Origin of the sequence: Micromonospora sp. CCTCC AA 2012012 (assembly GCF_040499845.1) — a bacterium.
Classification (GTDB): domain Bacteria; phylum Actinomycetota; class Actinomycetes; order Mycobacteriales; family Micromonosporaceae; genus Micromonospora; species Micromonospora mangrovi.
This window is the reverse complement of record NZ_CP159342.1, coordinates 2,707,428-2,732,348: the sequence shown is the minus strand read 5'-3', so window position 1 is coordinate 2,732,348 and position 24,921 is coordinate 2,707,428. Positions and strand designations below refer to the sequence as shown.

At 75.5% G+C, this 24,921-nt stretch carries 2 protein-coding genes and 3 pseudogenes (1 of these 5 cut by a window edge); all 5 read left to right on the top strand.

The genetic code is table 11. From position 1 onward, the window contains the following. Nucleotides 1–6,288: the final stretch of a type I polyketide synthase gene (locus ABUL08_RS12090; RefSeq protein ID WP_350937502.1), read on the top strand. Its footprint begins 17,706 nt before the window's first position; only the last 6,288 of its 23,994 coding nucleotides appear in the window; the start codon falls outside the window, past its left edge; it ends in the stop codon at nucleotides 6,286–6,288. Next, the gene (locus ABUL08_RS12085; RefSeq protein ID WP_350937500.1) at nucleotides 6,285–15,992 is read left to right on the top strand and encodes a type I polyketide synthase; all 9,708 of its coding nucleotides are present in this window, start codon (nucleotides 6,285–6,287) and stop codon (nucleotides 15,990–15,992) included. Before ABUL08_RS12090 ends, ABUL08_RS12085 begins: the two co-directional genes overlap by 4 nt. Next, a pseudogene (locus ABUL08_RS30645) lies at nucleotides 15,958–19,110 on the top strand (type I polyketide synthase); the annotation flags it as partial. The gene ABUL08_RS12085 and the pseudogene ABUL08_RS30645, both read left to right, overlap by 35 nt. Next, nucleotides 19,105–24,402 (top strand): annotated as a pseudogene (locus ABUL08_RS30640) (type I polyketide synthase); the annotation flags it as partial. The pseudogenes ABUL08_RS30645 and ABUL08_RS30640, both read left to right, overlap by 6 nt. Continuing rightward, a pseudogene (locus tag ABUL08_RS30635) lies at nucleotides 24,403–24,921 on the top strand (polyketide synthase dehydratase domain-containing protein); the annotation flags it as partial.

The following is a 24,921-nucleotide window of genomic DNA, read 5'->3' as shown; positions in this document are numbered from 1 at the left end:
GACGCGATCACCGAGTTCCCCACCGACCGGAACTGGGACGTCGACGCGGTCTACGACCCGGACCCCGACCGGGCCGGCACCACGTACACCCGGCACGGCGGGTTCGTCACCGGGGTCAGCGAGTTCGACGCCACCCTCTTCGGCATCAACCCCCGCGAGGCGCTCTCCATGGACCCGCAGCAGCGGCTCCTGCTGGAGGCGGTCTGGGAGGCCGCCGAACGCGCCGGCATCGACCCGCTGTCGCTGGCCGGCAGCCGCACCGGGATGTTCGCCGGCAGCAACGGCTCCGACTACGGCGGTCTGCTCATCGCCAGCCCGCAGGGCGCCGACGGCTACTTCATGACCGGCAACGCGGCGAGCGTGCTCTCCGGCCGGGTGGCGTACGCGCTGGGCCTGGAGGGGCCGGCGGTCACCGTCGACACCGCCTGCTCGTCGTCGCTGGTCGCCCTGCACCTGGCCACCCAGGCGCTGCGCAACGACGAGTGCGACCTCGCGCTGGCCAGCGGCGTCACGCTGATCTCCACGCCCGCCCCGTTCGTCTCGTTCAGCCGGCAGCACGGCCTCGCCGTGGACGGCCGGTGCAAGGCGTTCTCCGACGACGCCGACGGCACCGGCTGGGCCGAGGGCGTCGGCGTGCTGGTGCTGGAGCGGCTCAGCGCCGCCCGCCGCAACGGCCACCGGATCCTCGCCGTGGTGCGCGGCAGCGCCGTCAACCAGGACGGCGCGTCCAACGGGCTCACCGCCCCGAACGGCCCCTCCCAGCAGCGGGTGATCCGGGCCGCCCTGGCCGGCGCGGGCCTGTCGGCCGGCGAGGTCGACGCCGTCGAGGCGCACGGCACCGGCACCTCCCTCGGTGACCCGATCGAGGCGCAGGCCCTGCTCGCCACGTACGGGCAGGACCGCCCCGCCGACCGGCCGGTGCTGCTCGGCTCGGTGAAGTCGAACCTCGGCCACACCCAGGCGGCGGCCGGCGTCGCCGGGGTGATCAAGATGATCCTGGCGCTGCGGCACGAGGTGCTGCCCCGCACCCTGCACGTCGGCACGCCGTCGTCCCACGTGGACTGGTCGGCCGGCGCGGTCGCGCTCCTCACCGAGGAACGCGCCTGGCCGCGCGACGGCCGACCGCGCCGGGCCGGGGTGTCGTCCTTCGGCATCAGCGGCACCAACGCGCACGTCATCATCGAGGAGGCCCCCGACGAGGACCCCGCCCCGGTGTCGCCACGGCGGGAGCTGCCGGTGGTGCCGTGGCCGGTGTCGGCACGTACCGCCGACGGGGTGGCGGCGCAGGCGGAACGGCTGCTGGCCGCAGCGGAGCACGAGTCGGCGGACGTCGGGTTCTCCCTCGCCACGACCCGGTCGGCGCTCGAGCGCCGCGCGGTGGTGCTCGGCGCGGACCGCGACGAGCTGCGCGCCGGCCTCACCGCCCTGACGGCCGGTACGCCCACCCCCGGTGCCGTCACCGGGACCGCCCGCAACGGCCTGACCGGCTTCGTCTTCTCCGGTCAGGGCGGCCAGCGCCTCGGCATGGGCCGCGACCTGGCGGCGGCCTTCCCGGTCTTCGACGCCGCCCTGTCGCAGGTGTACGCCCAGTTCGACACCCTGCTGGACCGTCCGCTGCGCGAGGTCGTCGACGGCGCGGCGGAGGAGCTGGGCCAGACCGGCTGGGCGCAGCCGGCCCTCTTCGCGGTCGAGGTGGCGCTGTTCCGGCTCCTCGAATCGTGGGGCGTCACGCCCGACTACCTGATCGGTCACTCGGTCGGTGAGCTGGCCGCCGCGCACGCCGCGGGCGTCCTGGACCTGCCGGACGCGTGCCGTCTGGTCGCGGCGCGGGCGTCGCTGATGCAGGCCCTGCCGTCCGGTGGGGCGATGTGGGCGGTCCGCGCGACCCTCGACGAGGTCACCCCGCTGCTGGTCGACGGTGCGTCCATCGCGGCGGTCAACGCCCCCGGCCAGGTGGTGGTCTCCGGCTCCCGCGAGGCCGTCGAGCAGGTCGCCGCCGGTCTCGGTGACCGGCAGGGCCGCTGGTTGACCGTCAGCCACGCGTTCCACTCGGCGCTGATGGACCCGATGCTGGCCGACTTCACCCGGGTCGCCGAGACCGTGCCGCTGCGCCGGCCGCAGCTCCCGATCGTCTCCACGCTGACCGGTGACGTGGTGGAGGAGTTCACCCCGACCTACTGGGCCGACCAGCTGCGCGGCACGGTCGCGTTCGCCGACGCCGTGGGCCGGGCCGCCGAGCTGGGCGTGACCCGGTTCGTGGAACTCGGACCAGACGCGAGCCTGGTCGGCGCGGTCGAGGAGACCCGCGACGGGGTGCTGGCCGTGCCGACGCTGCACCGCCGGCAGGCCGAAGCGACCACCGCCGTGACCGCCCTCGCCCGGCTCTGGGCCGACGGCTGCCCCGTCGACTGGGCGGCGTTCTTCGCCCCCACCGGCGCGCGCGTCGTCGACCTGCCGACGTACGCCTTCCAGCGGAAGTCGTACTGGCCGCAGCCGATGACGCACCGGGCGGGGGACGTGACCGCCGCCGGCCTCACCGCCGCCGGGCACCCGCTGCTCGGCGCCGCCGTCGCCCTCGCCGGCGACGAGGGACACCTCTTCACCGGCCGGATCAGCCTCCGCGACCACGCCTGGCTCGCCGACCACGACGTGCTGGGCACGATCCTCTTCCCCGGCACCGGCTTCCTGGAACTCGCCGTCCGGGCCGCCGACGAGGTCGGCTGCGACCGGGTCGACGAACTCACCCTCGCCGCCCCGCTTCCCCTGCCCCGCGACGGCGGAACCCACCTCCAGCTCCTGGTCGGTCGCCCCGACGAGACCGGTACGCGGAGCATCCGCATCCACTCCCGCCCCGACGACGCCCCCGGCGACACGCCGTGGACGCTGCACGCCACCGGCACCCTCGGCACCGGCGCTCCCGCCGCACCCGTCGACCTGACCGCCTGGCCGCCGGCCGGCGTGGAGACCCTCGACGTCTCCACCTTCTACGACATGTACCGGGCCGGCGGGTTCCACTACGGCCCGTCGTTCCAGGGGCTGCGCCAGGCGTGGCGGGTCGACGGCGACGTCTTCGTCGAGGTCGCCCTGCCGCCGGAGCACGCCGCCGACGCCGCCGCGTACGGGCTGCACCCGCCGCTGCTCGACGCCGCCGTGCAGGCGCTCACCTTCGTCGCGCTCGACGGCACCGGGCAGAGCCGCCTGCCGTTCTCCTGGACCGACGTCACGCTGCACGCCTCCGGCGCGGCCGCCTTCCGGGTACGCCTGTCGCAGGCCGGACCGGACGCGCTGACCCTCGACATCGCCGACGCCACCGGCCGGCCCGTCGCCACCATCGGCGCGCTCGCCATGCGCCCGGTCACCGCGGCGCAGCTGGCGGCGCCGCGCCCGGCGTACCCGGACTCGCTGTTCCGCCTGGACTGGGTCGAGACGGCGACCGCCGCCGCGACCCCGACCGGTGGATCCTGGGCGGTGCTCGGCGCCGACGACCTCGACCTGGCCGGCGCGCTCGGGGCCCGCCCGGTCGCCGACCTCGCCGCGCTCGACGACGCGGAGGTCCCGGACGTCGTGCTGGTCCCGTGCGTCGGCACCGCCACCGACGCCACCGGCATGGCCGCGGCGGCCCGGGCCCTGAGCACCGACGCCCTCACGCTGCTGCAGCGGTGGCTCGCCGACGACCGGTACGCCCGCTCCCGCCTGGTCTTCGTCACCCGCGGCGCGGTCGCCGGCGACGACGCGGCCGGGATCAGCGACCCCGCCGCCGCCACGGTGTGGGGGCTGGTGCGCTCCGCCCAGTCCGAGGAACCCGGCCGGTTCCACCTCGTCGACCTCGACGACGCCACCTCCGCCGCCGCCCTGCTGCCGGCCGTCGTCGGCGCCGACGAACCGCAGGTCGTCGTCCGCGCCGGCACCGCCCGCGCCGCCCGGCTGACCCGCCTCGCCGGTGACGGCGCGCTGCTGCCCCCGGCGGAGCCGGCCTGGCGGCTCGACACCACCGGCCGCGGCTCGCTGGCCAACCTCACCCTCGCCGCCGACCCGGAGCTGCTCGCCCCGCTCGGACCCGGCCTGGTCCGGGTCGCGGTCCGCGCCGCCGGCCTCAACTTCCGCGACGTGCTCAACGCCCTCGACATGTACCCGGGCGACCCCGGCCCGATGGGCGTCGAAGGCGCCGGCATCGTCACCGAGGTCGGACCCGGCGTGACCCGCTTCGCCCCCGGCGACCGCGTCCTCGGCATGTTCGGCAAGGCGTTCGGCCCGGTCTCCGTCGCCGACCACCGGATGATCGCCCACCTGCCCGCCGACTGGTCGTTCCGGCAGGCCGCGTCGGTGCCGATCGCCTTCCTCACCGCCTGGTACGGCCTGGTCGACCTGGCCAAGCTCGGCACCGGCGAAGCGGTGCTGATCCACGCCGCCGCCGGTGGGGTCGGCATGGCCGCCGTGCAGCTCGCCCGCCACCTCGGCGCCGAGGTGTACGCCACCGCCAGCGAAGGCAAGCACGACACCCTGCGCGCCCTCGGCATCCCCGACGGCCACCTCGCCTCCTCCCGGAACCTCGACTTCGAGGCGCGGTTCCGCGCCACCGCCGAGAGCGGCCGAATCGACGTGGTGCTCAACTCCCTGGCCGGTGAGTACGTCGACGCCTCGCTGCGCCTGCTCGGCGTCGGCGGCCGGTTCCTCGAGATGGGCAAGACCGACGTGCGCACCCCGGAGCAGCTGCGCGACCGGCACCCCGGCGTCGGCTACCACGCGTTCGACCTGATCGAGGCCGGCGCGGAACACATTGGCGAGATGCTCGGCGAGGTGCTGCGGCTGGTCGAGTCGGGGGCGCTGCGACCGCTGCCGACGGCGAGCTGGGACGTCCGTCGGGCGCCCGAGGCGTACCGGCACGTCAGCCAGGCCCGGCACGTCGGCAAGGTGGTGCTCACCATGCCCGTGCCGCTCGACCCGGCCGGGACGGTGCTGGTCACCGGCGGCACCGGCGGCCTCGGCCGGTACGTGGCCCGGCACCTGGTCACCCGGCACGGCGTCCGGCACCTGCTGCTCACCAGCCGGCGCGGCGCCACCGCCGACGGCGCCGCCGAGCTGGTCGCCGAACTGACCGGGCTGGGTGCGCAGGTGCGCGTCGAGGCGTGCGACGCCGCCGACCGGGACGCCCTGGCCCGCACCCTGGCCACCGTCCCGGCCGACCACCCGCTCACCGCCGTGGTGCACGTCGCCGGGGTCGTCGACGACGGCGTCATCCCGGCGCTCACGCCCGCCCGCCTCGACACCACCCTGCGGCCCAAGATGGACGCCGCCCTGAACCTGTACGAGCTGACCCGCGACGCCGACCTGGCCGCCTTCGTCCTCTTCTCCGGGGCCGCCGGCACCTTCGGCGGTGCCGGGCAGGCGAACTACGCCGCCGCGAACGCCTTCGTCGACGAGTTCGCCCGCTGGGCCCGGCAGCGGGGAGTGCCGGCGGTCGCGCTGGCCTGGGGGCCGTGGGTCGCCGACCGGGGCATGACCGGGCACCTCACCGAGACGGACTTCGCCCGGATGGCACAGGCCGGCCTGCGGCCGCTCAGCGAACAGCAGGGCATGGCCCTGTTCGACGCGGCGCTCACCGTCGACCACGCGGCCCTGCTGCCGATGCGGCTGGACACCGCCGCGCTCGGCACCGGCCCGGTCCCGCCGCTGCTGCGGGCGCTCGCCGGCCCGGCCCGCCGGACCGCCGCCGCCGCGCCGGCCGCCGGGTCCAGCACGGGTGGGCTGGCCGCCGAGCTGCGCGGCCTGTCCCGCGCCGACGGCGTCGACCACCTGGTCGAGCTGGTCTGCGGGCAGGCGGCGGCGGTGCTCGGGCACTCCTCGGCGGCGGAGATCGAGGCGGAGCAGGCGTTCAACGCCCTCGGCTTCGACTCCCTCACCGCCATCGAGCTGCGCAACCGGCTCACCGCGGCGACCGGCACCCGGCTGCCCGCCACGCTGGTCTTCGACTACCCGACGCCGGTCGCGCTCGCCGAGCACCTCTGGACCGCCCTCGCCCCGGCCACCGCCCCCGACCAGCCGACCGGGCCGGACACCTCCGCGCTGGGGGAGGTCGAGCGGCTGGAACGCGAACTGGACCGGCTCGCCGCCGGTGGCGCGGTGGACGCGGTGGTCAGCCGACGCCTCCAGGCCCTGGCCGCGAAGTGGGCCGGCGCGGGCGCCCCGGCGGACCAGGACGTCGCCGACGGACCCGACGACGACTTCTCCTCGGCCACGGCCGACGAGCTCTTCGACCTGATCGACAGCGAGTTTGGTGGAGCATCGTGAGCGAGAACCGGGATCTGCGCGGCGGCGGCGACGAGAAGCTGCTCGGCTACCTGAAGAAGGTCACCGGTGACCTGCGGCAGGCCCACCGACGGCTGCGCGACCTCGAGGCGGCCAGCAGCGAACCCATCGCGATCATCGGGATGAGCTGCCGGCTGCCCGGCGGGGTGGACACGCCGGAGGAGCTGTGGCGGCTGCTCGACGCCGAGGGCGACGCCATGTCCGGCTTCCCCGTCGACCGGGGCTGGGACCTGGAGCGCCTCTACAGCGCCGACCCCACGAAGGCCGGCACCACGTACGCCAGCCGGGGCGGCTTCGTCCACGGCGCGTCCGAGTTCGACCCGGCGTTCTTCGGCATGAGCCCCCGCGAGGCCCTGGCCATGGACCCGCAGCAGCGGCTGCTGCTGCAGAGCGCCTGGGCGGCGTTCGAGAACGCCGGCGTCGACCCGTCCTCGCTGCGCAACAGCAGCACCGGAGTCTTCGTCGGCGCCGCCTCCACCGGCTACGGCTCGCACCTCACCGCGCTGCCCGAGGGCGTCGAGGGCTACCTGCTCACCGGCAACTCGATGGCCGTCGCGTCGGGCCGCATCGCGTACACCCTGGGGTTGAAGGGTCCGGCCGTGACGGTCGACACGGCCTGCTCGTCGTCGCTGGTCGCGATGCACCTGGCCGTGCAGTCGCTGCGTTCCGGGGAGTGCTCGCTGGCCCTGGTCGGCGGCGTCACCGTGATGTCGACGCCCGGCATGTTCCTGGAGTTCAGCCGCCAGCAGGGCCTCGCCGCCGACGGGCGCTGCAAGGCGTTCTCCGACGACGCCGACGGCACCGGCTGGTCCGAGGGTGTCGGCCTGGTCGTCCTCGGCCGCCTCTCCGACGCCCGGCGCGCCGGGCACCGCATCCTCGCCGTGGTGCGCGGCACCGCGGTGAACTCCGACGGCGCGTCGAACGGCCTGACCGTCCCGAACGGCCCGTCGCAGCAGCAGGTCATCCGGACCGCGCTGGCCAACGCCGGCCTGTCGGCCGCCGAGGTCGACGCGGTCGAGGCCCACGGCACGGGTACGACCCTCGGCGACCCGATCGAGGCGCAGGCGCTGCTCGCCACGTACGGGCAGGACCGGGCCGCCGACCGGCCGCTCTGGCTGGGCTCGGTGAAGTCGAACCTCGGCCACACCCAGGCCGCCGCCGGGGTCGCCGGGGTGCTGAAGATGGTCCTCGCGCTGCGCCACGGGACGCTGCCCCGGACCCTGCACGTCGGCACGCCGTCCACGCACGTCGACTGGTCGGCGGGTCAGGTGCGGCTGCTCACCGAGGCGCAGCCGTGGCCGCGCGGCGACCGGCCACGGCGGGCCGGGGTGTCGTCGTTCGGCATCAGCGGCACCAACGCGCACGTGGTGCTGGAGGAGGCGCCGGCCGACGAGGAGAGCGCCGTCCCGGTCCGGCCGCCCGTCGTACCGCTGCCGCTGTCGACCCGACAGGAGCAGACCCTGCCCGGGCTGGCCGCCCGGTTGCGGTCCGCGCTGGCCGCCCGGCCCGACCTCGACCCGCACGACATCGGGCGTACGCTCGCCACCGGCCGGGCCGCGTTCGAGCACCGGGCCGTCGTCGTCGCCGGTGACCCCGCGTCCACCCTCGACGGGCTGGACCACGTCGCCACCGGCACGGACTCCGCCGCGGTGGTACGCGGCACCGCCACCCGTACCGGCCGCTCCCGGGACCGGCTGGCGTTCGTCTTCTCCGGGCAGGGCAGTCACCGTGTCGGCATGGGCCGCGACCTGGCGGCGGCCTTCCCGGTCTTCGACGCCGCCCTGGCCGAGGTCTGCGCCCAGCTCGACCCGCTGCTGGACCGCCCGCTCCGCGACGTGATCAACGGCTCGGCCGACGATCTGGCGCAGACGGGGTGGGCGCAGCCGGCCCTGTTCGCGGTCGAGGTGGCGCTGTTCCGGCTCCTCGAATCCTGGGGTGTCACCCCGGACTACCTGATCGGTCACTCGGTCGGTGAGTTGGCCGCCGCGCACGTCGCCGGGGTCCTGGACCTGCCGGAGGCGTGTCGTCTGGTCGCGGCGCGGGCGTCGTTGATGCAGGCCCTGCCGTCCGGTGGGGCGATGTGGGCGGTCCGCGCGAGCGTGGACGAGGTGACCCCGCTGCTGGTCGACGGCGCGTCGATCGCGGCGGTCAACGCCCCCGGTCAGGTGGTGGTCTCCGGCACCCGGGAGGCCGTCGAGCAGGTCGCGGCCGGTCTCGCCGACCGGCGGGGCCGCTGGTTGACCGTCAGCCACGCGTTCCACTCGGCGTTGATGGAGCCGATGCTCGCCGACTTCACGCGGGTCGCCGAGACCGTCGCGCTGCGCCGGCCGCAGATCCCGATCATCTCGACGCTGACCGGCGAGCCGGTGGAGGAGTTCACCGCCGGTTACTGGGCCGACCAGGTGCGCGGCACCGTCGCCTTCGGTGCGGCCGTCGCTCGGGCCACCGAACTGGGCGCCACCCGGTTCCTGGAACTCGGCCCCGACGCCAGCCTCGTCACCGCGATCGAGGAGACCTGCCCCGACGCGCTGGTCGTGCCGGTGCTGCACCGCAAGCAGCCCGAAGCGACCAGCGCCGTGACGGCACTCGCCCGGCTCTGGACCGACGGCCACGCGGTGGACTGGTCGGCGTTCTTCGCCCCCCTCGGGGGGACCCTCGTGGACCTGCCCGGGCACCCCTTCGCCCGGGACCGCTACTGGATGGAGAACCCGGAGACCGCCCGTACGCCCACCGCCGTCGACCCGGTGGACGCCCAGCTCTGGGACGCCCTGGAACGCGGCGACGTGGAACTCTTCGCCGCCGAACTCGGCGTGGACGCCGAACGGCCCCTGCGGGAGACCCTGCCGGCGCTGGCGGCCCGGCAGCGGGAACGCCGCGAGCGGGCGGCCCTGGAGCGGCTCTGCCACCAGGAGTCGTGGGACCCGATCGTGGTCCCCGCGGACCGGCCCGCCGCGGGTCACTGGCTGTTGGTCGAGTTCGCCGGTGACGAGTGGGCCGAGGCGCTGGCGGTTGAGCTGTCGACCCGTGGGGTGACGGTGAGTCGCCTGCGGGTGGGTGTGGACGAGCTGGATCGGGCGGTGCTGGCGGGTCGTCTGGCGCAGTTCGCCGAGGTGGACCGGGTGGTGTCGGTGCTGGGCCGGAGCGAGGCTGCGCATCCGGAGTCCGCGGGTGTGCCGGTCGGTCTGGTCGCGACGGTGGTGCTGGTGCAGGCGTTGGGTGATGCCGGGGTCGACGGTCCGTTGTGGACGGTGACGTCGGGTGCGGTGTCGGTGGGGCCGGGTGAGGCGGTGACCTCGCCCCTCGCGGCGGGTGTGTGGGGTCTGGGGCGGGTGGTGGCGCTGGAGGAGCCGGGCCGCTGGGGTGGTCTGGTGGACGTGCCGGTGGCCATTGATGCGGTGGCGGCGCGGGGTGTCGTGGATGTCATCGCCGCCGGTGGCTCCGGTGCGTCTGGTGGCCAGGCCGGCGGTGTCTGGGGCGGTGCCGGCAGGTCCGGTCCGGGCGGTGTCGTCGGTGAGGATCAGGTGGCGGTGCGGGGTTCGGTGGTGTTCGGTCGTCGTCTGGTGTCGGCGTCGGCGTCGCCGTCGGGTGGGGGGTGGGTGCCGCGCGGCACGGTGTTGATTACCGGTGGGACGGGGGCTTTGGGTGCGCGGGTGGCGCGGTGGGTGGTGTCGCGGGGTGCTGAGGGTGTGGTGTTGGTGTCGCGTCGGGGGTTGGCGGCGCCGGGTGCGGTGGAGTTGCGGGACGAGCTGACGGCCATGGGTGCCCAGGTGGAGGTGGTGGCCGCGGACGTCGCCGATGCCGGGGCGGTGGGGGAGTTGTTGGCGCGTGAGGTGTCGGCGGTGGTGCATGTGGCGGGTGTGTTGGGTGATGGGGTGGTCGAGGGGTTGACGGTGGCGGGGTTGGCGGGGGTGTGGGCCGGTAAGGCGGGTGCGGCGTGGCATCTGGACCGGGTGTTGGGGGATCGGGAGTTGGATGCGTTCGTCGTGTTTTCGTCGGCGGCGGGGGTGTGGGGTGGTGCGGGTCAGGGGGCGTACGCGGCGGCGAACGCGGCGTTGGACGGCCTGGTGGCGGCGCGTCGGGCGCGAGGGTTGGTCGGGACGTCGGTGGCGTGGGGGCCGTGGGCCGACGGCGGCATGGCCGACGACGACCTCGTACGCGCCCGGCTCGACCGAGGCGGCATGACCCCGCTCGACCCCGACCCGGCCGTCACCCTGCTCGGCACCGTCACCGGCTGCGTCACCGTCGCCGACGTCGACTGGGACCGCCTCGTACCCGCCATCACCGCGGCCCGGCCCAGCCGCCTCTTCGACCGGATCGCACCCCGACCGACCGGCCCGACCACGACCGACAGCACCACGGCCACCGGCACCCGTGGCCGGCTCGCGGACCTCTCCGGCCCGGCCCGCCGGGTCTTCCTCACCGACCTGGTACGCACCAGGGTCGCCACCGTCCTCGGCTTCGCCGACCCCGCCGCGGTCGACGTGTCGGCGCCCTTCAAGGACCTCGGCTTCGACTCCCTCACCGCCGTCGAACTCCGCAACGCCCTCTCGGCCGCCAGCGGGCTGAAGCTTCCGTCGACCCTCGTCTTCGACTATCCGTCGGTCACCGCGCTCGCCGGTCACCTGGCGGACGAACTCTCCGGCGGTGCGGAGAGCCCGACCGCCCCGGCGGTGTCGCCGACCGCGGTCGACGGTGACCCGATCGTGGTGGTGGGGATGGGGTGTCGATTCCCCGGCGGTGTGGTGTCCCCCGAGAGCCTGTGGACGCTGCTGTCGGACGGCGTCGACGCCATGGGCGGTTTCCCGGCCGACCGGGGCTGGCAGCTGGAGGAGGGCTTCGCCGCCGTCGGCGGCTTCGTCGCCGGTGCCGCCGACTTCGACGCGACCCTCTTCGGCATCTCGCCCCGTGAGGCGTTGAGCATGGACCCGCAGCAGCGGTTGCTGCTGGAGGTGACCTGGGAGGCCCTGGAACGTGCCGGGGTCGGTCCGCTGTCGTTGCGCGGCGCCCCCGTCGGGGTCTTCGCGGGCACGAACGGCCAGGACTATCCGGCGCTGCTCGCCCTCTGCGGCGAGTCGACCGACGGGTACGGGGCGACCGGCTCCTCCGGCAGCGTCCTCTCCGGTCGGGTGTCGTACGCCCTGGGCCTGGAGGGCCCGGCGGTGACGGTCGACACGGCGTGTTCGTCGTCGTTGGTGGCGGTGCACCTGGCTGCTCAGTCGTTGCGGTCGGGGGAGTGTTCCCTGGCGTTGGCGGGTGGTGTGACGGTGATGTCGACGCCGGGGGCGTTCGTGGAGTTCGCCCGTCAGGGTGGTCTCGCCTCCGATGGCCGCTGTAAGGCGTTCTCGGATGATGCGGACGGCACCGGTTGGGGTGAGGGCGCGGGCGTGCTGGTGTTGGAGCGGCTGTCGGATGCCCACCGCAACGGTCACCGGGTTCTCGCCGTGCTCCGGGGCAGTGCGGTGAACCAGGATGGTGCGTCGAACGGCCTGACCGCGCCGAATGGTCCGTCGCAGCAGCGGGTGATCCGGCAGGCGCTGACGAGTGCGGGGTTGACCCCGGCCGACGTGGACGCGGTGGAGGCGCACGGCACCGGCACCTCGCTGGGTGATCCGATCGAGGCCCAAGCTCTGTTGGCCACCTATGGCCAGGGTCGGCCTGCCGATCGGCCGGTGTTTCTGGGGTCGGTGAAGTCGAACATCGGGCACACGCAGGCGGCGGCGGGTGTGGCCGGGGTGATGAAGATGATCCTGGCGTTGCAGCATGGGGTGCTGCCGCGCACGCTGCACGTGGGTACGCCGTCGACGCATGTGGACTGGACCGCTGGTGCGGTGGAGGTGCTGGCCGAGCAGCGTGAGTGGTGCGCCGCCGACCGGCCGCGTCGGGCTGCCGTGTCCGCGTTCGGCCTCAGTGGCACCAACGCCCACCTGATCCTCGAAGAAGCACCCGACGCCGTCGAGGCCGCGCCCGCCGTCCGAGCGGCGCCCACCGCCGGAGCCACACCCACGATCCAAGCGGCACCGGCCGACGAGGTGACACGCGTCGACGCGGCGGCAGTCGGGACCGACGGGGGAGCGGCGCTGCCCGTCGTGCCCTGGCTCGTCTCGGCGAAGACCCGCGACGCGGTGGCCGCGCAGGCGCGACGGCTCCTGACCGGCGTACCCGGCGACCCGGCCCCGGCCGACGTGGCGCTCTCGCTCGCCACCACCCGCTCCGGCCTGGACCACCGTGCCGTGCTGCTCGGCGCCGACGGGGACGACCTCCGCGCCGGACTCACGCTGCTGGCCGGCGACCCGGCGACGGGCGGCACGGGGGTGCTGCCGGTCGCGGCCGGATCCCCGGCCGCCGGGGTGGTGTCGGGTGTGGCGCGCGACGGCCTCACCGGCGTCGTCTTCTCCGGCCAGGGCAGCCAGCGGCTCGGCATGGGCCGGGATCTCGCGGCGGCGTTCCCGGTCTTCGACGCCGCCCTGTCGGAGGTGTGCGCCCACTTCGATCCGCTGCTGGCCCGTCCGCTGCGCGACGTGATCAATGGCTCCGCGCCGGACCTGGACCCGGCGGGCGCACCAAGCGAGCTGGACCCGTCGAATTCGGCGGGCACGGCGGACGAGCTGGCCGGGTCGGGTTCAACCGGCGCGACAGGCGACCGGGACCGATCGGGCGGACAGGATCTGGGGCAGACCGGCTGGGCGCAGCCGGCCCTGTTCGCCGTCGAGGTGGCCCTGTTCCGGCTCCTCGAATCGTGGGGTGTCACCCCCGACTACCTGATCGGTCACTCGATCGGTGAACTGACCGCCGCGCACGTCGCGGGCGTCCTGGACCTGCCGGACGCGTGCCGCCTGGTCGCGGCGCGGGCGTCGCTGATGCAGGCCCTGCCGTCCGGCGGTGCGATGTGGGCGGTCCGCGCGGCCGTGGACGAGGTCACCCCGCTGCTGGTCGAGGGTGCGTCCATCGCCGCGGTCAACGCGCCCGGCCAGGTCGTCGTGTCCGGCACCCGGGAGGCCGTCGAGCAGGTGGCAGCGGGTCTCGCTGACCGGCAGGGCCGCTGGTTGACGGTGAGCCACGCGTTCCACTCGGCGCTGATGGACCCGATGCTGGCCGAGTTCACCCGGATCGCCGAGACCGTCGCGCTGCGCCGACCGCAGATCCCGATCATCTCGACGCTGACCGGCGAGCCGGTGGACGAGTTCACCGCCGGCTACTGGGCCGACCAGGTGCGCGGGACCGTCGCGTTCGGCGCGGCCGTCGCGAAGGCCGGCGAGCTGGGCGTGACCCGCTTCGTGGAGGTCGGTCCCGACGCGAGCCTGGTGGGCGCGGTCGGCGACACCGCCGAGGGCGTGCTCGCCGTACCGATGCTGCGGCGGGACCGGGCGGAAGTCGTCACCGCGGTCACCGCCCTCGCCCGGCTCTGGGCCGACGGCTGCCCGGTCGACTGGGCGGCGTACCTCGCCCCGACCGGGGCGCGCGTCGTGGACCTCCCCACCTACGCCTTCCAGCACCAGCGCTACTGGCCGAAGCCGAAGCCTCCGACGCCGGTCTCCACCGCCGGCACGGTCGACGCCGCCTTCTGGGAAGCCGTGGAACGCGAGGACGCCGACCTGCTCGCCGCTCGGCTCGGCGTGGACGTGGAACTACCGCTGCGCAAGACGCTGCCCGCCCTGTCAGCCTGGCAGCGGCAGCAACGGGAACAGGCCGAGCTCGAACGGCTCTGCTACCGGGAATCCTGGCTCCCCGTCGCCGTCCCCACCGACCGGCCCGTCTCCGGCCACTGGCTGCTCGTCGAGTACGCCGGTGACGAGTGGGCCGAGGCGCTGGCGGCTGAGCTGTCGACCCGTGGGGTGACGGTGAGTCGCCTGCGGGTGGGTGTGGACGAGCTGGATCGGGCGGTGCTGGCCGGTCGTCTGGCGCAGTTCGCCGAGGTGGACCGGGTGGTGTCGGTGCTGGGCCGGAGTGAGACGGCGCATTCGGAGTTCGGTGTGCCGGTCGGTCTGGTCGCGACGGTGGCGCTGGTGCAGGCGTCGGGTGATGCCGGAGTCGACGGCCCGTTGTGGACGGTGACGTCGGGTGCCGTGTCGGTGGGTGTCGGCGACGCGGTGGTGGAGCCGTCGTCGGCGGGTGTGTGGGGTCTGGGGCGGGTGGTGGCGCTGGAGGAGCCGGGCCGCTGGGGTGGTCTGGTGGACGTGCCGGTGGCCATTGATGCGGTGGCGGCGCGGGGTGTCGTGGATGTCATCGCCGCCGGTGGCTCCGGTGCGTCTGGTGGCCAGGCCGGCGGTGTCTGGGGCGGTGCCGGCAGGTCCGGTCCGGGCGGTGTCGTCGGTGAGGATCAGGTGGCGGTGCGGGGTTCGGTGGTGTTCGGTCGTCGTCTGGTGTCGGCGTCGGCGTCGCCGTCGGGTGGGGGGTGGGTGCCGCGCGGCACGGTGTTGATTACCGGTGGGACGGGGGCTTTGGGTGCGCGGGTGGCGCGGTGGGTGGTGTCGCGGGGTGCTGAGGGTGTGGTGTTGGTGTCGCGTCGGGGGTTGGCGGCGCCGGGTGCGGTGGAGTTGCGGGACGAGCTGACGGCCATGGGTGCCCAGGTGGAGGTGGTGGCCGCGGACGTCGCCGATGCCGGGGCGGTGGGGGAGTTGTTGGCGCGTGAGGTGTCGGCGGTGGTGCATGTGGCGGGTGTGTTGGGTGATGGGGTGGTCGAGGGGTTGACGGTGGCGGGGTTGGCGGGGGTGTGGGCCGGTAAGGCGGGTGCGGCGTGGCATCTGGACCGGGTGTTGGGGGATCGGGAGTTGGATGCGTTCGTCGTGTTTTCGTCGGCGGCGGGGGTGTGGGGTGGTGCGGGTCAGGGGGCGTACGCGGCGGCGAACGCGGCGTTGGACGGCCTGGTGGCGTCGCGTCGGGCGCGGGGTCTGGCGGGGACGTCGGTGGCGTGGGGGCCGTGGGCCGACGGCGGCATGGCCGACGACCAGCTCGTCCTCTCCCGGGCCAACCGGGGTGGCGTCACGCCCCTGGACCCCGACCGTGCGCTGCGCGCGCTGGAATCCGCCGGCGAGGGCTGCGTCACCGTCGCCGACGTCGACTGGGACCGCTTCGTACCCGCCGCCACCGCCCTGCGGGCGAACCCGTTCTGGGACCAGGTGGCACCGCAGGCCGCCGCCGCGACCCCGCCGGAGACCGGCACCACCGACGGCCTCCGGCAGCGGCTGGCCGCACTGCCGGCCGCGGCGCGCCGCGCCAGGCTGACCGAGGAGGTACGCGCCCAGGTCGCCGCCGTCCTCGGCTTCCCGGACCCCACGGCGGTGGAGGTCACCACCGCCTTCAAGGACCTCGGCTTCGACTCGCTGACCGCCGTGGAACTGCGGAACGTGCTCGCCGCGCAGACCGGACTGAAGCTTCCCTCCACGCTCGTCTTCGACCACCCGACGACCACCGCCCTCGTCGACTTCCTCCAGCGTGAACTCACCGACGGAGCCGCCGACGAGGAACGCGACGCCGACACCGAACTGGACCGGCTGGAAGCCACCCTGCTGGCCCTGCCCACCCGGGAACTCACCCGGCTGCGGGTGACCACCCGCCTCCAGCAGCTCATGAAACGCCTGGAATCCGCGCCCGCGGCTCACGCCGACGCCGACATCTCGGCCAGGATCGAGGCCGCCACATCCGACGACATCTTTGCCCTTATCGACAACGAGATCGGGACGCGGTGAGCTGATGAGCGACGAGGCCAAGCTTCTCGGTTACCTGAAGAAGGTCACGCTCGAACTGCACGAGACGAAGCAGCGGCTCCGCGACGTCGAAGCGGCCGACGACGAGCCGATCGCCGTCGTCGGCATGGGCTGCCGGTTCCCGGGCGGCGTGACGTCCCCCGACGAGCTGTGGCAGCTGCTCACCGAGGGCGTCGACGCCCTCGGCCCGTACCCGCCGGACCGGAACTGGGACGACGCCGGCAGCGGCGTCGGCGGCTTCGTGGAGCGGGTCGCCGACTTCGACGCCGGCCTCTTCGGCATCTCGCCCCGTGAGGCGACGGTGATGGACCCGCAGCAGCGGCTGCTGCTGGAGGTGACCTGGGAGGCCCTGGAACGCGCCGGGGTCGGTCCGCTGTCGTTGCGCGGCGCCCCGGTCGGGGTCTTCGCGGGCACCAACGGCCAGGACTATCCGGCGCTGCTCGCCCTCTCCGGGGAACCCACCGACGGGTACGCCTCCACCGGCTCCTCCGGCAGCGTCCTCTCCGGCCGGGTGTCGTACGCCCTCGGCCTGGAGGGGCCTGCCGTCACGATCGACACGGCCTGCTCGTCGTCGTTGGTGGCGATGCACCTGGCTGCTCAGTCGCTGCGGTCGGGGGAGTGTTCCCTGGCGCTGGCCGGTGGTGTGACGGTGATGTCGACGCCGGGGGCGTTCGTGGAGTTCGCCCGTCAGGGCGGTCTCGCCTCCGACGGCCGCTGCAAGGCGTTCTCGGACGACGCGGACGGCACCGGCTGGGGCGAGGGCGCCGGGGTTCTGGTGTTGGAGCGGCTGTCCGACGCGCACCGCAACGGTCATCGGGTTCTCGCCGTGGTGCGGGGCAGTGCGGTGAACCAGGATGGTGCGTCGAACGGCCTGACCGCGCCGAACGGTCCGTCGCAGCAGCGGGTGATCCGGCAGGCCCTGGCCAGCGCCGGCCTGAGCCCGGTGGACGTGGACGCGATCGAGGCGCACGGCACCGGCACCTCCTTGGGTGACCCCATCGAGGCGCAGGCTCTCCTGGCCACGTACGGGCAAGGTCGGCCCGCCGATCGGCCGGTGTATCTCGGGTCGGTCAAGTCGAACATCGGGCACACGCAGGCCGCCGCGGGCGTGGCCGGGGTGATGAAGATGATCCTGGCGTTGCAGCATCAGGTGCTGCCACGCACCCTGCACGTGGGTACGCCGTCGACGCACGTCGACTGGACCGCCGGCGCCGTGGAACTGCTGACGGAGCAGCGACACTGGCCGCGCCACGACCAGCCCCGCCGCGCGGGCGTCTCCTCGTTCGGCATCAGCGGCACCAACGCGCACATCATCGTCGAGGAGGCACCCGCCGAACCCGCCCCGCCGGCGACCGACGGCGGGGGACCCGCGCTGCCGGTCCTGCCCTGGCCCCTCTCGGCGAAGACCCCCGCCGCCCTCGCCGCGCAGGCCGACCGCCTGCTCACCCGCGTCGGTGCCGCCCGCGAAGCCGACGTCGCCCTCTCGCTGGCGACCACCCGCTCCGGCCTAGAACACCGCGCGGTGGTGCTCGGCGTCGCCGCCGACGAGCTGCGCACCGGCCTGACCGCGCTGGCCCAGGGCGAACCGTCACCGACCGTCGTCGCCGGGGCCGTCCGCAGTGGCCTCACCGCCGTCGTCTTCTCCGGCCAGGGCAGCCAGCGGCTCGGCATGGGCCGCGACCTCGCCGCGGCGTTCCCGGTCTTCGACGCCGCCCTGACCGAGGTGTGCGCCCACTTCGATCCGCTGCTGGCCCGTCCGCTGCGCGACGTGATCAATGGCTCCGCTCTGGACCTGGACCCGGCGGGCGCACCAAGCGAGCTGGCCCGGTCGAATTCGGCGGGCACGGCGGACGAGCTGGCCGGGTCGGGTTCAGCCGGCGCGGCAGGCGACCGGGACCGCTCGGGCGCGCAGGATCTGGCGCAGACGGGGTGGGCGCAGCCGGCCCTGTTCGCCGTCGAGGTGGCGCTGTTCCGGCTCCTGGAGTCCTGGGGCGTCACCCCCGACTACCTGATCGGCCACTCGATCGGTGAACTCGCCGCCGCGCACGTCGCGGGCGTCCTGGACCTGCCGGACGCGTGTCGGCTCGTCGCCGCGCGAGCCTCGCTCATGCAGGCGCTCCCGGCCGGCGGTGCGATGTGGGCGGTCCGCGCCACCGTGGACGAGGTCACCCCGCTGCTGGTCGAGGGTGCGTCCATCGCCGCCGTCAACGCACCCGGCCAGGTCGTCGTCTCCGGCTCCCGGGAGGCCGTCGAGCAGGTCGCGGCCGGTCTGTCGGACCGGCAGGGCCGCTGGTTGACCGTGAGCCACGCGTTCCACTCGGCGTTGATGGACCCGATGCTGGCCGAGTTCACCCGGGTCGCCGCCACCGTGCGGATGCGGACGCCGCAGATCCCGATCATCTCCACCCTCACCGGGCAGCCGGTGGAGGAGTTCACCGCCGGTTACTGGGCCGACCAGGTGCGCGGCACCGTCGCCTTCGGGGCGGCCGTCGCGAAGGCCGGCGAGCTGGGCGTGACCCGGTTCGTGGAGGTCGGACCCGACGCCAGCCTGGTGGGCGCGGTCGAGGAAACCCGCGACGGGGTGCTGGCCGTACCGGTGCTGCACCGCAGGCAGGACGAACCGACCACCGCCGTCACCGCCCTCGCCCGGCTCTGGGCCGACGGCGGCACCGCCGACTGGGCGGCCCTCCTAGCCCCGGCCGGCGCCCGCGTCGTCGACCTCCCCACCTACGCCTTCCAGCGCCAGCGCTACTGGCCGAAGGTCCGGCTCGCCGCCGGGCCGCAGACGCTCGGCGCCGCCCGTACCGGGCACCCGCTGCTGCCCGCCATGATCACCCTCGCCGGCACCGGTGACGTCCTGCTCCTGGGTGGGCTGTCGGTCCAGGTCCAGCCCTGGCTGGCCGACCACCGGGTGGCCGACCGGATCGTCTTCCCCGGCACCGGACACCTGGAACTCGTCCTCTCCGCCGGTGAACGGGTCGGCTGCGAGCGGGTCGAGGAGCTGACCATCACCAGCCCGCTGGTGATCCCCGCGACCGGTATGGCGCACCTGCAACTCCTGGTCGGCGCGCCCGACCACACCGGCTGCCGGTCGGTGCAGGTGTCGTCCCGACCCGACGGCGACCCCGACGCCGAGTGGACGCACCACGCCACCGGCCTGCTCGCCCCGACCGGGCCCGTCGCCACGTACGACCTGGCCGAGTGGCCGCCGCCCGCCGCCGAACCGCTCGACGTGACCGGCCTCTACGACGCGCTGGCCGGCGTGGGCCTCGGCTACGGGCCGGTGTTCCGGGGACTCCGGCGCGCCTGGCGGCGCGACGACGACGTCTTCGTCGAGGTGGCGCTCCCCGACACCGCGACCGGACCCGACGCGCTCTGCCTGCATCCGGCCGCCCTCGACTCGGTGCTGCACTCCCTGGCGATCGGTGTCGCCGGCCCCACCACCGGCGCCACGCCGCCGGACGCCCCGCCGGACGCCGAGCCGGGCCGGCTGCCGTTCTCCTGGAGCGGGGTGGCCCTGCACGCCGTCGGCGCCACCGCCCTGCGGGCCCGGCTGCGCCCCACCGGGCCGGAGACCGTCACCGTGCAGGCCGCCGACGTCTCCGGACGGCCCGTGGCCGAGGTGGCGTCCCTGACCCTGCGCCCGATGGCCACCGACGCCACCGGCACCCCGTCCGGACCCGACACCCCGCGCGACGCCCTCCACCACCTGGACTGGACGCCCGTACCCACCCCGGACCGCGAGCCCACCGACGTGGCCCTCCTCGCCCCGGAGCCCGACACCCGGACCGACGACACCACCGACCCCGCCCGCCCCGACGACACCAGCGGGGGCGGCACCGGGAGCGGTGGACCGCTGCCCGGTCGCCGGTACGCCGACCTCGACGCGTTGCGGGCGGCGCTCGACGCCGGTGTCCCCGTACCCGAGGTGGTGCTGACCCGGGCGGCGCCGCCCGGGTCCGACCTCACCCGGACCACCCACGACGCCGTGCTGCGGGCCGTGGAGCTGATCCGGCAGTGGCTGGCCGACGAACGGTTCGCCGCGAGCCGGCTGGTCTTCGTGAGCGACGGCGCGGTCGCCGCCACCGACGGGGAGGCCGTGACCGACCTGCCCGGCGCGGCCGTCGGGGGTCTGGTCCGGTCGGCGCAGTCCGAGCATCCCGGCCGGTTCCAGCTCGTCGACGGCCCGGCCGCCGCCGCGCTCGGCTCGGACGAGCCGCAGCTCGCGGTCCGCGACGGCCGGCTGCTCGGCTGCCGCCTCGCCGCCACGCCGGTCCCCGCCGACGCACCGGCCCCGGCCTGGGACGCAGGCGGCACGGTGCTGGTGACCGGCGCGACCGGCGAACTCGGCGCGGTGATCTGCCGGCACCTGGTCACCACCCACGGGGTACGCCACCTGCTGCTGCTGAGCCGGCGCGGCCCGGCGGCCCCCGGCGCGGCCGACCTCGTCGCCGAGCTGACCGCGCTCGGCGCGCAGCCGGCGGTCGTCGCCTGCGACGTGGCCGACCGGGCGGCGCTCGCCGCCGTGCTGGACGCGCTGCCCGCCGACCGGCCGCTGACCGGCGTGGTGCACGCCGCCGGGGTGCTCGCCGACGCCACCGTGACCTCGCTCCGCCCCGACCAGGTACGGCAGGTGCTGCGCGCCAAGGTCGACGCCGTGGTCAACCTGCACGAGCTGACCCGTACCGCCCCGCTGACCGCGTTCGTGCTCTTTTCCTCCGTCTCGGCCGCGTTCGGCGCGCCCGGCCAGGGCAACTACGCCGCCGCGAACGCGTTCCTGGACGCCTTCGCCGCCCACCGCCGGCACGCCGGCCTCCCCGCGCTCTCCCTCGGCTGGAGCCTCTGGGCGCAGGCGAGCGGGATGACCGGCCAGCTCGACCAGGCCGACCTGCGGCGGATGGCGCGCGGCGGGGTCGTCCCGTTGACCACCGCCGACGGGGTCGCCCTGTTCGACCTGGCCGCGCGGGCCGGCCGGGCGGCGGTGCTGCCGATGCGGCTGGACCTGGCCACCCTGCGCGACGCCGGTGACCACCTGCCGCCGGTGTTCCACGGCCTGGTCCGCCGGCCCCGGCGGCGCGCCGCCGAGGCCGGCTCCGTCGCGGCGGCCTCCCTGGTCGACCGGCTCGCCGCGCTGACCCCGGACGACCGCCGGGCGGCACTGCGCGACCTGGTCCGCGAGCAGGCCGCCACCGTGCTCGGCCACGACACGGCCCGGGACGTGCCGGTGGACCGACCGTTCCGCGACCTGGGCATCGACTCGCTGACCGCCGTGGAGCTGCGCAACCGGCTCAACGCGGCGACGGGGCTGCGGCTGCCCGCCACCCTGGTCTTCGACCACCCGACCGGCGTCGCCGTCGCCGAGCACCTGCTGGAACGGCTGCTCGGCGCCGACGTGCCCCGCCCGGCCGCGCGGCGGACCACCCGCCGCGACGACGACCCGGTCGTCATCGTCGGCATGGCCTGCCGCTTCCCCGGTGGCGTCCGCACCCCCGACGACCTGTGGCAGCTGGTGGCCTCCGGCGCCGACGGGGTCACCCCGTTCCCCACCGACCGGGGCTGGGACCTGGACCGGCTGTACGACGCCGACCCGGACGCCGGTGGCGCGAGCTATGTGCGGCACGGCGGGTTCCTGCACGACGCCGCCGACTTCGACGCCGCCTTCTTCGGCATCTCGCCCCGCGAGGCGCTGGTGATGGACCCGCAGCAGCGGCTGCTGCTGGAGACCTCGTGGGAGGCGGTCGAGTCCGCCGGCATCGTCCCGGCCACGCTGCGCGGCCGGCGTACCGGGGTCTTCGCCGGGGTGATGTACCACGACTACCTCGCCCGGCTGCACACCGTGCCGAAGGGCGCGGAGGGCTTCCTCGGCACCGGGTCGGCCGGCAGCGTCGCCACCGGCCGGGTCGCGTACCTGCTCGGACTGGAGGGGCCGGCGGTCACCGTGGACACCGCCTGCTCCTCGTCGCTGGTCGCGCTGCACCTCGCCGCGCAGGCGCTGCGCGCCGACGAGTGCGACCTGGCGCTGGCCGGCGGGGTGACCGTGATGGCCACCCCCGGCACCTTCGTCGACTTCAGCCGGCAGCGCGGTCTCGCCGCCGACGGCCGGTGCAAGTCGTACGCGTCGGCCGCCGACGGCACCGGCTGGGCCGAGGGCGTCGGCATGCTGCTGGTGGAGCGCCTCAGTGACGCCCGCCGCAACGGCCACCCGGTGCTGGCGGTGGTCCGGGGCAGCGCGGTGAACCAGGACGGCGCCTCCAACGGGCTGACCGCCCCGAACGGCCCCGCCCAGCAGCGGGTGATCCGGCAGGCCCTGGAGCGGGCCGGGCTGCGCACCGCCGAGGTGGACGCCGTCGAGGGCCACGGCACCGGCACGGTCCTCGGCGACCCGATCGAGGCGCAGGCGCTGCTCGCCACGTACGGGCAGGACCGGCCGGCGGACCAGCCGCTCTGGTTGGGGTCGATCAAGTCGAACATCGGGCACGCCCAGGCCGCGGCCGGGGTCGGCGGGGTCATCAAGATGGTGCAGGCGATGCGGCACGGCGTGCTGCCCCCGACGCTGCACGTCGACACGCCCAGCGAGCAGGTCGACTGGTCGGCCGGGCAGGTGCGGCTGCTCACCGAGGCGCAGCCCTGGCGGCCGACCGGCCGACCCCGCCGGGCCGGCGTCTCGTCCTTCGGCATCAGCGGCACCAACGCCCACGTCATCCTGGAGGAGCCCACGTCGGCTCCCGCCACGGCGACCCCGCCGGCCGTCCGGCTCCCGCTGGTCCCGCTGCTGGTGTCGGGGCGTACCGGGGACGCGGTGCGGGCCCAGGCGGCGGCCCTCCGGGGCCACCTGGACCGGCACCCGGACCTCGACCCGCTCGACGTCGGGTTCTCGCTGGCCACCGCGCGGACCGTCTTCGACCACCGGGCCGTCGTGCTCGGCGCCGACCGGGACGAGCTGCTCGCCGGCCTGGCCGCCGTCGCCGCCGACGAGCCCGCCCCGCTCGTCGGGCGGGGCCACGCCGGCGCGCGGGCGGTGGCGTACCTGTTCACCGGGCAGGGCAGCCAGCGCCCCGGCATGGGGCGCGAGCTGTACGCCGCCGCGCCGGTCTTCGCCGAGGCGTTCGACGCGGTCTGCGCCCACCTGGACACCGACCTCGACCGGCCGCTGCGGGACGTGCTGTGGGACGACACCGAGCCGACCGACGACGACCGCCCGCTGGACCGCACCGGGTACGCCCAGCCCGCGCTCTTCGCCCTCCAGGTGGCGCTGTTCCGGCTGCTGGAGTCGTACGGGCTGCGCCCCGACCACCTCGTCGGCCACTCCGTCGGTGAACTCGCCGCCGCGCACGTCGCCGGGGTGCTCAGCCTCGCCGACGCGTGCCGGCTGGTCGCCGCCCGGGGTCGGCTGATGCAGGCGCTGCCGCCCGGCGGCGCGATGGTGGCGGTCCGGGCGACCGAGGCGGAGGTGCTGCCCCTGCTGGTCGACGGGGTGAGCGTCGCGGCGGTCAACGGACCCGACGCGGTCGTGCTCTCCGGCGAGGAGGGCCCCGTCCTCGCGGTGGCCGGTCACTTCGCCGACCGGCCGAGCAGGCGGCTGCGGGTCAGCCACGCGTTCCACTCGGCCCGGATGGCGCCGATGCTGGACGGGTTCCGGGCCGTCGCCGGGTCCGTCACGTACCACCCGGCGCGGATTCCGCTGACCTCCACCGTGGACGTCGACGCGCGGATGGACGACCCGGACTACTGGGTGCGGCAGGTCCGGGACGCGGTCCGCTTCCACGACGCGGTCGGCCGGCTGCACGCCGCCGGCGTCACCCGCTTCGTGGAGCTGGGCCCGGACCCCGTGCTGACCACCGCCGTGCAGGACGCGCTGCGCGACCGGGAACCGGAGCTGACCACCGCCGCCCCGCTGCGCCGGGGCCGCCCGGAGCTGGCGACGTTCGGCACCGCGCTGGGCGGTCTGCTCGCCGACGGCGAGCCGGACCGGTCGGCGTGCTGGACCGGCACCGGTGCCCGCCGGGTGGACCTGCCCACGTACCCGTTCCAGCGGCAGCGGTTCTGGGCGGACGCCGGCGCGGCGCCCGCCGACCTCGCCGCCGCGGGCCTCGCCGACGCCGGTCATCCGTTGCTCGGCGCGTGCGTGCCGCTGCCCGACGGCGGCGCCGTCTGCACCGGGCGGCTCACCGCCACCGCCGCGCCGTGGCTGGCCGACCACCGGGTGGCCGGGACCCCGGTGGTGCCGGGCACCGCGCTGCTGGAGCTGGCGTTGCACGCCGGGGAGCACGCCGGCCTCGGCCGGGTGGACGAACTCGTCCTCGCCGCGCCGCTGCCGCTGGACGCCGCCGGGGACCGGCAGCTCCAGGTGGTCACCGACCCCGCCGACGAGGCGGGCGGCCATCGGGTACGCATCTTCTCCCGGACCGTCGACGCCGCCGCCGACGAGCCGTGGACCCTGCACGCCACCGGTGCCCTGAGCGGCGCGGACGCGCCCGAGACGTTCGACGCGACACCGTGGCCGCCGCCGGGGGCCGTCGAGGTGGACGTCGAGGCCGCCTACGACGCGCCCGACGGCGACGGGATCGGCTACGGCCCCGCCTTCCACGGCCTGCGCGCGGCCTGGCGACGCGACGGCGACCTGTACGCCGAGGTCGTCCTCCCCGACGCCGGTCGCGCCGACGCCGACCGGTACGCCCTGCACCCGGCCCTCGCCGACGCCGCGCTGCACGGGCTGGCGTACCTGCTGCCCGACGCGGCCGGGCGGCTCGTGCCGTTCGCGTTCCGGGGCGTCGAGCTGGCCGCCCAGGGTGCCACCGCGCTGCGGGTCCGGCTCACCGCCACCGGCGCCGACGAGGTCGCGATCAGCGCCGTCGACCCGGCCGGCCGCCCGGTGGCCTCGGTCGACGCGCTCACCCTGCGGCCCCTCGCG